Annotated in this window: 11 protein-coding genes and 2 pseudogenes; 8 read left to right on the top strand and 5 right to left on the bottom strand. The window is 45.7% G+C overall.

The features are described 5' to 3' along the window. Positions 1–1,160, top strand: a pseudogene (locus tag ACIQZ3_RS10325) (IS3 family transposase); the annotation flags it as partial. A 50-nt stretch (positions 1,161–1,210) separates the two neighbouring features. Here the strand turns inward: ACIQZ3_RS10325 and ACIQZ3_RS10320 are convergent. Further along, complete coding sequence (locus ACIQZ3_RS10320) at positions 1,211–1,519, bottom strand: HigA family addiction module antitoxin (protein WP_397392840.1); 309 nt, start codon at positions 1,517–1,519, stop codon at positions 1,211–1,213. A gap of 52 nt (positions 1,520–1,571) precedes the next feature. Continuing rightward, positions 1,572–1,805 carry a type II toxin-antitoxin system RelE/ParE family toxin gene (locus tag ACIQZ3_RS10315; protein WP_397392838.1) on the bottom strand — a complete coding sequence of 78 codons (234 nt, stop codon included), beginning with the start codon at positions 1,803–1,805 and terminating at the stop codon, positions 1,572–1,574. Positions 1,806–1,969: 164 nt separating this feature from the next. Here ACIQZ3_RS10315 and ACIQZ3_RS10310 point away from each other — a divergent pair, with 164 nt between their 5' ends. From ACIQZ3_RS10310 to cobA, 3 genes are read left to right on the top strand one after another with little or no spacing between them, the layout of a single operon-like run. Next, the gene (locus tag ACIQZ3_RS10310) at positions 1,970–3,676 is read left to right on the top strand and encodes a nitrite/sulfite reductase (protein ID WP_397392836.1); all 1,707 of its coding nucleotides are present in this window, start codon (positions 1,970–1,972) and stop codon (positions 3,674–3,676) included. Positions 3,677–3,689: 13 nt separating this feature from the next. Continuing rightward, the gene (locus ACIQZ3_RS10305) at positions 3,690–4,238 is read left to right on the top strand and encodes a DUF934 domain-containing protein (protein ID WP_397392834.1); all 549 of its coding nucleotides are present in this window, start codon (positions 3,690–3,692) and stop codon (positions 4,236–4,238) included. A 23-nt stretch (positions 4,239–4,261) separates the two neighbouring features. After that, positions 4,262–5,113, top strand: a complete 852-nt coding sequence (cobA, locus tag ACIQZ3_RS10300; RefSeq protein ID WP_397392832.1) for a uroporphyrinogen-III C-methyltransferase — start codon at positions 4,262–4,264, stop codon at positions 5,111–5,113. Here cobA and ACIQZ3_RS10295 read toward each other — a convergent pair. Further along, positions 5,036–5,404: a sirohydrochlorin chelatase gene (locus ACIQZ3_RS10295; protein WP_397392842.1), complete on the bottom strand. Its 369-nt coding sequence runs from the start codon at positions 5,402–5,404 to the stop codon at positions 5,036–5,038. The genes cobA and ACIQZ3_RS10295 overlap by 78 nt on opposite strands. 133 nt (positions 5,405–5,537) lie before the next feature. Here ACIQZ3_RS10295 and ACIQZ3_RS10290 point away from each other — a divergent pair, with 133 nt between their 5' ends. From ACIQZ3_RS10290 to ACIQZ3_RS10280, 3 genes and pseudogenes are all read left to right on the top strand, one after another. Beyond that, complete coding sequence (locus tag ACIQZ3_RS10290; protein ID WP_397392830.1) at positions 5,538–6,566, top strand: calcium:proton antiporter; 1,029 nt, start codon at positions 5,538–5,540, stop codon at positions 6,564–6,566. Positions 6,567–6,574: 8 nt separating this feature from the next. Further along, positions 6,575–7,107 (top strand): annotated as a pseudogene (locus ACIQZ3_RS10285) (M23 family metallopeptidase); the annotation flags it as partial. A 33-nt stretch (positions 7,108–7,140) separates the two neighbouring features. Then, positions 7,141–7,380, top strand: coding sequence for a hypothetical protein (locus tag ACIQZ3_RS10280; RefSeq protein ID WP_397392844.1), 240 nt, complete (start codon positions 7,141–7,143; stop codon positions 7,378–7,380). A gap of 7 nt (positions 7,381–7,387) precedes the next feature. Here ACIQZ3_RS10280 and ACIQZ3_RS10275 read toward each other — a convergent pair whose 3' ends face one another. Continuing rightward, the gene (locus ACIQZ3_RS10275) at positions 7,388–7,639 is read right to left on the bottom strand and encodes a hypothetical protein (protein ID WP_397392828.1); all 252 of its coding nucleotides are present in this window, start codon (positions 7,637–7,639) and stop codon (positions 7,388–7,390) included. Between the two features lie 22 nt (positions 7,640–7,661). Further along, positions 7,662–8,477 (bottom strand): hypothetical protein, encoded by an 816-nt coding sequence (locus tag ACIQZ3_RS10270; protein ID WP_397392826.1) that lies wholly within the window; start codon positions 8,475–8,477, stop codon positions 7,662–7,664. A gap of 149 nt (positions 8,478–8,626) precedes the next feature. On the opposite strand from ACIQZ3_RS10270, the gene ACIQZ3_RS10265 reads away from it, so the two are divergent. After that, entirely contained in the window at positions 8,627–9,709 is a 1,083-nt protein-coding gene (locus ACIQZ3_RS10265) for a glycosyltransferase (protein ID WP_397392824.1), read from the top strand. Positions 9,710–9,912: the final 203 nt, after the last annotated feature.

Raw genomic sequence — 9,912 nt, 5'->3', positions numbered from 1 at the left:
TGCGGCATATGGAGCAACACCTGCTCTCGATCAATCAAGCGGCATCCCACTTTAATACCCCAGCACCCAGCACAATCAGTCGCTGGCAACGCCTCTACAATAAAGGTGGTATTACAGCCCTAGAACCCAAACCTAAGGGACGACCATCGATGCCAAAACGTCATGAGATCCAAGCGTTTTTAGCCAAACCTTCTTCTGAGCTCACGCCTGATGAGCTCCTGCGTAAGTTGCACTATTTGGAGGTGGAGAACGCTTACCTAAAAAAGCTGCAAGCCTTAGCCCAGCAAAAGTACTTGGCAAGCAAGAACAAGTCCAAGTCATCACTGAGTTAAGGCGGCGACACCCCCTACAAACGATTCTGGGGGTAGCTAATATGGCCAAAAGCGTCTATTACTATCAGCTTGGCGCTGGTACTAAGGCGGATCCCTATCGCGAGGTCAAGGAGAGCATTAAGACCATCTACCATCGCCACAAAGGTCGCTATGGTTATCGGCGTGTGCAAGAGGAGCCAGGACATCAAAACTGCTACCTCAATCCGAAGACGGTGCAAAAGCTCATGGGCAGACTTCACCTTAAACCGACCGTGAGACCTAAGCGCTATAAATCCTACAGAGGATCTGTAGGTACGGCGGCTCCCAACTTGCTTGAGCGTAACTTCACAGCCAAAGCCCCCAATCAGAAGTGGGTCACCGATGTGACTGAGTTCAATGTCTTGGGTCACAAGGTGTATCTCTCACCCGTATTGGATCTGTACAACCAAGAGGTCATCTCCTATGAGATCGCCGACCGCCCCCCAAATGAACATGGTGATGCAAATGCTTCAAAAATCTTTTAAGAAGCTCAAACCCAAAGATAAACCGATGCTGCACTCAGACCAAGGCTGGCAATATCAGATGGGGTTTTATCAACAAACATTAAAAGAACAAGGTCTTACCCAAAGCATGTCTAGAAAAGGGAACTGCTTAGATAACGCCGTCATGGAAAACTGGTTTGGGATCATGAAGATCGAGTTCTTCTATCGAGAGAAGTTTGAGAGTGTGCAGTCGTTTAAAGCAGGGCTAAAGGAATGTATCCACCACTACAACCATGATCGAATCAAACAAAAACTAAAGGGATTGAGCCCAGTGCAATACCGAACTCAATCCCTTCTGGTAACCTAAATAAACTGTCCAACTTTTGTGGGTCAGTTCATCAGCGGGGCTTTATCTTTTTAAGCGGCTGCCATTTGGAAGACTCTAATGCGCGGCTCTATTTCTTTCTGCAAGGTTCTTTTGGCTACCCGGATGTCATATTCCATCTGAAGGCTTAACCAGAACTTTGGATCCATCCTAAAAAATAGACCTAGTCGTATTGCAGTATCCGCAGTAATTGGGCGAGCTCCGTGAACAATTTCACTAATCCGACTTGGAGATACATCAATATCGGCTGCAATCTGGCGTGCAGTGATCCCCATCGGCTTCATAAAATCTTCCAGCAATATTTCGCCAGGATGAATTTCATCCAATAGATTTAACATCATGTTCCCCTCAGTGGTAATCCACTATCTCCACCTCATAAGCCCCATCGGTTTTTCAAACGACACAGATGCGCCACTGCCCATTAATACGAATGCTATGACAACCTTTTCTGTTGCCTACAAGCAACTCCAATCTAATCCCCGGCGGAATCCGCAAACTATGCAACTCAGTAGCAGCATGTAATTGCAGCAACTTTCGCCTAGCTACCCTCTCTACACTCTTAAATCTTTGGGACTGGTGGCTGTTAAAAAGGGCTTGAGTTTCCGCACATGAGAACGAATGGATCATGCCCTATTATATTCTACCAAACAGAACCTTTTATGTGGAACTTTTATTACTTTTATTTAGACATGCATCTGAAATAGACGTTGAATCTATATATAGAAATAGATATATAGATTTAATATTTAATTATTTGTAGAAATAATTGAAGTCACGGACAATGTGGAGCTATGTATAAATACGACCATATTGACCAAACCCTTGTAGATCAACGGGTTATCCAATTCAGAGACCAGGTTGAGCGCCGCCTCAATGGCACCCTAGCCGAAGAAGAATTCCGCCCACTCCGCCTGCAGAATGGTCTCTATCATCAGCGCCATGCATATATGCTGCGCATTGCTATTCCTTATGGCTTATTGAGCGCTAAGCAGCTTTGCACACTCGCCTTCATTGCGGATAAGTACGATCGAGGTTATGGACACTTCACCACCCGTCAAAACATTCAGTTCAATTGGGTGGAGCTAGAACAGACTCCGGACATCTTGGCTGAATTAGCCAAGGTGGAGATGCATGCGATCCAGACATCAGGCAACTGTATTCGCAATATCACAAGCGATGCCTTTGCTGGTGTTGCTGCCGACGAATACATTGATCCTCGCGCCGTTTGTGAACTGCTGCGCCAGTGGTCAACTTTGCATCCTGAGTTTGCGCACCTGCCACGTAAATTTAAGTTTGCCGTTAATGGCGCCAAAGAAGACCGTACTGTCTTGCTTTGCCACGACGTCGGAATTGAGCTCAAGAAAAATCCAGCGGGTGAACTAACTGCTGACATTTATGCAGGTGGTGGCATGGGCCGCACACCCATACTGGGATCATTAATTAAGCAAGGTTTGCCATGGCAAGTTCTACCAAGCTACTTAACTGCGTTACTACGCGTATACAACCGCTTTGGTAAAAGAGACAATCTCTACAAAGCTCGTATCAAGATTTTAGTAAAGGCTTTAGGTCCAGAAGAGTTTGCACGCCAAGTGGAAGGTGAATGGGCATGCCTTCACAATGAAGCAAAACAGAGTAAAGATAATTTCACGCTAGCGGAATGGGATCGTGTTGCCAAGCACTTCACTAAGCCTGCATATCAAAAGTTAAGCGCATTAAACGATGAAGCCATTCTAGCCACCGCACCCGAGACTGAAAGAGCGGCTTTTGCTCGCTGGATGGAGCGCAACGTTAAACCACATCAAGTGCCCGGCTATACGAGCGTGATTCTCTCGCTCAAACCTCATGGCACTGTTGCTCCTGGCGATGCTACTAGCGCTCAGATGAATGCCATTGCAGATCTAGCGGATCAATATAGTTTTGGTGAACTGCGTGTAACGCATGAACAAAATTTAGTGTTAGCCGATGTAGAACAAACGCAATTACTTCATCTTTGGCGCGCAGCCAAGAATCACAACCTAGCCCTACCCAACATTGGATTGCTTACCGACATCATCGCTTGCCCTGGAGGCGATTTCTGCTCACTAGCCAATGCCAAATCCCTCCCCATTGCGAAAGCGATTCAAGAACGTTTTGATGACTTGGATTACTTGTTTGATTTGGGTGATATCAGTCTTAATATTTCAGGTTGCATTAACTCCTGTGGCCATCATCACGTTGGCAATATTGGCGTACTAGGCGTGGATAAAGATGGTGAAGAGTGGTATCAAATCACCTTAGGTGGCGAACAAGGCAATGATGCCTCCATCGGCAAAGTGATTGGCCCCTCTTTCTACGCGAATGAAATCCCTGATGTCATGACTAGTCTCATCAATACCTACGTAGAGCAAAGAACTGCGGATGAGCCGTTTATTGACACCTACCGCAGACTCGGTGTGGCTCCGTTTAAAGAGGCTGCCTACAAGAACAATGGCAAGCACTCCAAAGGATCGTTAGCTTAATCATGGAAAAACTATGAACCAACAGATCATTTACTTCCCCAAAGATGGCAAGCCCACAGTAGTTGCCAATGAATGGCAAGTTTGGGACGGCGAACGCGATGAGGGCGGCATTCCAGACCTAGAGCATGGATTACACAAAGTATTAGTGCCATTTCATTGGTGGATTACCCACCATAAGAATGCTGATGTGACAAACAAAGTAAGCAAGGGTGAGCTTGGTGTTTGGTTTGCTGCTGATGATGACATCCTCAAGCATGCTGACCTCATTGATGAGGGTAAAAACCTCTGGCCAGTGGTGGGTGCGGATTTCCCTATCTTTAGAGATGGCAGGAGTTTTAGCACTGCCGCCCTACTCAGAGATCGTTTTGAATGGCACGGTGAAGTTCGTGCGATTGGTGATGTCTTAATTGATCAGCTCTTACAAGGTGCACGTGTAGGCTTTGATGCTTTTGAATTACGCGCTGATCAAAATCTGGATATCGGACTAAAGCAGTTTGATCTATTTAGCGTGACTACACAAAACAGCTGGCGAGATGCTCGTACTACTCAAGAAGCCATTTAAGTCCAAGTCAACACAGATACACCATGAACAATCCAAACAAACTCGGTAAAGTGTATCTAGTGGGCGCCGGCCCTGGCGCAGCCGATCTCATTACTGTGCGTGGTGCAAATTTATTAGCTAAAGCAGATATTGTGTTTCATGATGCTTTAGTTGATCCAGCCGTGCTGGATCTATGCCCGCAAGCCATTAAAGAACCAGTAGGTAAGCGCTGTGGCAAGCTTTCATCAGCGCAGCATTTCATCAACAAAAAATTGGTTGATGCAGCCCACAAACATCAAATCATCGTTCGCCTTAAAGGTGGTGACCCCATGATGTTTGGCCGTGCCGATGAAGAAATCCAAGCACTTAAAAATCATCATATTGAAGTAGAGGTAGTGCCAGGTATTACAGCCGCATTGGCGGGTGCTGCAGCTATTCAGCAATCCCTGACATTACGTGGAATCTCTCGTAGTGTTGCTTTTGTTACTTTGGCGCAAGGCGCTGAGAATCTCGGTGATAACAGTGGTCAGCAGCAACCAATTCAAAACCCACAAGCCGATACCTTGGTGTATTACATGAGCCGCAAAGATGCTGCAAGCATTGCTAAGCAATTAATAGAAAATAGTTCGCAACACGCTAGCAATACACCAGTACACATTCTGGAAGCAGTGAGCACCCAGAATGAACGTCACTGGTCTAGCACCCTAGGAGAGTTAGCCAATGGCAAAGCGAATGATTGGTTTGATAGTGCCTCACCTGCCCTGATTATGGTTGGCGAAGCCTTACGAGAAAAGCAAGCAAACAAACAAACAGAAAACTTACAGAGCCCTAGCGCTAAATTCGATGATGGCTTGCAAGACGGCCTCATCTTCACCGACAGCAGGCGTAGCGCTTAAAGCCATACCAGGGAATTTCTCTTGGCAATCGGACAGCAATACCGGGAAGTCATTGCGCAAATGGCCGCCTTGCCCAAAAAAGACAGGCACAACCACCACGTCAGTGGCTCCGTCATCTGCCAGCAGAGTAATAGCCTCCTCTAGACTGGGCTTCATTAACTCTAAGAAGGCTAATTCCACCCGAACATTGGGATGCTGGGTTTTCCATAAGCCAGCCAGACGGTCAAATGGCTCACGCCAACGGCTATCACGGGCACCATGGCCAAATAGGATAAGGGCTTTCATATCAATCTTTATAGAGCTAGTGGCAAAGTACTTTTAATGATTCTAATTAAATCACTTTAAAATAGCCTCATCAATAAAGCTATTTCATTAGCACTCCATATTAACGAGCAATTGCACTTCTCACTAAAAAGATTTATTTATGCACTCTTTAGCCCCTTTGCTTAGCCAGACTTGGTTCATCGCCCTAATGGCTGTCGCTTTAATTGGGGCGGTCTTATCTGCAGTGCATCATGCGGAGGTTATTGCACACAAGACTGGGGAGCCTTACGGTACATTGGTATTGGCCATTAGCGTCACCATTATTGAGGTATCACTGATTATTGCCATGATGTTTGCCGGTCATGAAGGCTCTCAATTTATTGCGCGTGACGCCGTCTTTGCTACCGTCATGATTGTGATGAATGGTGTCATTGGCATGTGTATTTTTATGGGCGGCTTTAAGCATCATGAAATGTCTTTCCGTAATGAGGGAACAAACTCTGCACTGGCAGTTCTAAGTGCATTAGCGACTTTCATTCTGGTAATGCCCATGGTGACTGTGAGCACTCCAGGTCCAGACTTCACCAAGAGTCAGCTTGCCTTTGCGGGTATCGCTTCTTTTGCCTTGTATGGCGCTTTTATCTTCTTTCAAACAGTCAGTCATCGCGACTACTATCTTCCCAACGCAAAAGACAAGAGGGCGAATAGTGAAGTCCATGCAGATGAACCTAGCAATCTCAAGACCACTGTGAGTGTTTTTTTACTACTACTCTCTCTTGCAGTTGTGGTTGGTTTAGCTGAGGCGCTGAACCCCGCCATTGAGGCTGGAGTTAAAGCGGCTGGCGCCCCTAAAACAGTAGTTGGTATTGCGATTGCAATGCTCGTTCTGCTGCCTGAAGGCTATGCAGCCGTCAGGGCAGCCAGAGCCAATCGCTTACAAAGCAGCTTGAACCTGGCTTTAGGCTCAGCCCTGGCCAGCATTGGCCTAACAATCCCCACCGTAGCTGCATTTGCTATCTTCTTTGATTTGCCAATCAGCCTAGGTATTAGCAGCTTAAATATGACGCTGATGTATCTCAGCTTCTTTATTGGCGCACTGACATTGGCAATCGGCAGAACCACCTTGCTACAAGGTGTAGTACACCTCATCATCTTCTTTGAGTATTTGTTCTTGAGTCTGGTGCCTTAACGCCAAATATGCTCACAATAGCAACGATCAATAGAGCCCTGAACAGCTGTATAAGTTGTATAAGCTATAGAAATGTAAAGCTCAAAATTATTTTCTTGCTCGGGTGCTTTGCATACAGCATCTTCATCACAAATGCCTCTGCAGAGCCAGCAGCCAATACGCCAAGTGCTCAGAGCAATCACCCTCAATCTATTGCAATGGCGATGCTGAACACACTTCCATCTAAACCAACTGTCCTAGGCTCCGTAAAAGAAATTAAAAGCTCCAATATTTCTAGTGACTATGGCAATCGCATTGGGCCCTTTACTGGCTTACATGAAAACCATGATGGTTTAGACATCCCAGCAGAATTAGGTAGCCCCATCCTTGCTGCTGGCAAAGGCACAGTCCTGTATGCAGCTTACGCACCAGGCTATGGCAATTTGGTTGAGATAGATCATGGCCAGGGCATCATTACCCGCTATGGGCATGCCAAAAGCTACTCGTCAAGGCCGGTGAAATCATTCAACAATCACAACAAATTGCTACTGTTGGTAATACCGGTAATTCTACTGGGCCTCACCTCCATTTTGAGGTGAGCAAGGGCGGCATCCCAATTGATGCCAAGCTCCTCTTTGCTATTGGAGGCAAACCGAATAATGGTGATGTAAAACGCTACACTTTCATCTTTAAAGATATTAAGCTGAAAGCGCCAAATCAATTAAGAAATTCCAAGACAAATAAACCAGAGGTGGTTTACACCTCTTCGGCCACCAGAAAATCAGGTGAGCCCATTATTACTGTCAGAGCGCCTGCGGATAAGATTCAGCAATAAATATCCTCTAACGCGGGCAAGCCTTTGAGAAAAATTGCAGCAATTGATGCAAGACAGGCTCCCAAGAAAAGGGATCTGGTGGAGCACTTTTTTGAATCGGGTTTGGCACAGATAAGGCATTGGAGACGGTGCTCACTACAGGATTAGTAGGTGCAGAATTGTTTTGCGTGAGCTGACACACTCCACTAATCAGGATGCTGAAAAATACAAATAAAACCAGCACTATGCCAATGATGATTTTGAGCATCTTACTCTGCATGATGTCGATCAATTCCAGTGTTTTACAGTTTAGGGAGCTTTTTCAAATCCACCTGAATAGTTGCGCCATATTGATCGCTTAAGCCAATCACTGAACGCAGTGGTACATGGTCTTTTTCTGAGAACCATACCTCAAAGGTAGCAGAGTCATCCTTAGAGGTAGTCTTGTAATAGCGAATCGCTTTTACCTTGGCGCCATCAAATGGAAACTCCCAAGCTTCACCACGCACTAGGGTGTAATTTTTCAGCGAGCGGCCATCGGTTACTGGCAACACAATGGATTTAGTAGGTAAATCGCGGCCCATAAACTGATAACCCACTGTCAGCATGTCAAGCAGACGACCGGCATAAGGTGCGGAGCCTACTGGTGAAGTACGGGAGGAGACTTTATAAATGTTCAGCGCATTCTTCTCAACCTTAGCGATCAGCAATTCGGTATTGCCGCGCTTTTCCTGATAGGTATTAGTCAGCATGCCGTTAGCGCCAACCGTGCCAACTGAATCCCGAATTAACTTCTGATCCTGCAATACGGTAGAGAGCACGGTACCCAAAGTTCCAGTAGAGCTAATGCGGTATTTATCTTTACCGATATCTACCTTATCGACAATGCTAGCCACGGAAACTGATCCCTTAATTAAGCTATAGACCTGCTCGTAAGGACTGGGGGCCTCACCAGATTGCTTTAGATAGGCTGCACGCTTGCCAGGATCAGTGCTGATCTTGAGGTCGTACTCAAATTGGGCATTGATAGGTGAAAAGGTAACTTGCTGGGATTGGGCGCCTAAGGAGAAGCTTGCCAATAAAGCAATAACGAGGAAATTTTGCAGAAATAACTTCATTTTGAACCCATGAGATAAAACGGTGAAAAATGTTGGACAAGCCTTATTTAAGGGCTATCTCACACCCAAAAGAACCAAAATCACCCAAAAAATGACTTAAAAACTGAATTTTTTTGAATTTTAATTCCAATAGATTTTATAATGAAAATATGAGTAATCTGTTTATCGCCTTCTTTATTTCCTGTTTCACGACGATACTCATCATTCGCACCCAAAAACTCCATCAGCGCTTTTCTGGTGACTGTCTTTTAGATGGCCCTCAAAAATTTCATACGACTACCGTACCTAGAGTTGGTGGAATTGGAATCGCTTTGGGTATTTGCATCGCCATTGCTAGCAATTTACGAAGTAGCCCCGATCAAGGATTTGAATACACCCTACTCTTGTGCGCGGCCCCAGTCTTTGCAATTGGGCTAGTGGAAGATCTCTGCAAACGGGTTAGCGTGAAAACAAGATTATTATTTACTGCCATCGGCGCACTATTGGCTACCATCTTGCTTGGGGCTCAAATTCCAAGCTTAGATATTCCGGGCATTGATTACCTTCTCACACTTCCAGCCCTATCGATCTTGCTCACCATATTTGCCATCACCGGCGTATCGAATGCTTACAACATTATTGATGGCTTTAATGGCTTATCCAGCATGGTGGCCATCATTACACTGCTCGCATTGGGCTACGTCAGCATGGTCCTGGGAGACCCTTTACTCGCTCGTCTTAACTTCACTATGGCCAGCGCCATTTTGGGTTTCTTTATCTGGAATTACCCTAGAGGCCTCATCTTCCTTGGAGATGGCGGCGCCTACCTGATTGGATTTTGGGTGGCAACATTGAGCGTACTCGTGGTTGCGAGACATTCTGAAGTATCTCCATGGTTTGCCTTAATGATTAACGGCTACCCAATTCTAGAAACACTATTTACCATCTACCGCAGAAAAATCCATCAAGGAAAAAGTCCAGGACAGCCCGATGGCATTCACTTCCACTCGCTGATCTTTAGAAGAATTCTGAACTCTAAAGTTATCAAGAATGAGAACGAGTGGTTCAGTGCGAATGCCAAAACCTCACCATACCTGTGGATCCTTACAACCCTATCTATCGTTCCTGCAATGATTTTCTGGCACGACACCGCCATCCTCATCGCCTTCTTAGTGCTTTTCACCCTAAGCTATGTATGGCTCTATGGTAGGATAGTTTCTTTCAGAACACCCAGGTGGATGCACGTCGACTAGCAAGGATTGATAGTGCGATACATGGCATTAGCGAGCACATCATTTCCGCATCACTTGATAAACAATCAAGATCTATCAAGTTGAACCGCCCCGACTTTCATAGAGGCCATTTGGTTTAAGTAAGGTCGATATTCTGACCCATCTTGCTTTGCTGCTGTTGGCACTGCTTTTGCTGCTGGTAATAGTATGCTGCATATTCTGCT

The sequence above is a fragment of the Polynucleobacter sp. genome (assembly GCF_044342855.1).
Lineage (GTDB): Bacteria > Pseudomonadota > Gammaproteobacteria > Burkholderiales > Burkholderiaceae > Polynucleobacter.
The sequence above is the reverse complement of the archived record's forward strand: the minus strand, read 5'-3'. Positions and strand labels throughout refer to the sequence as shown.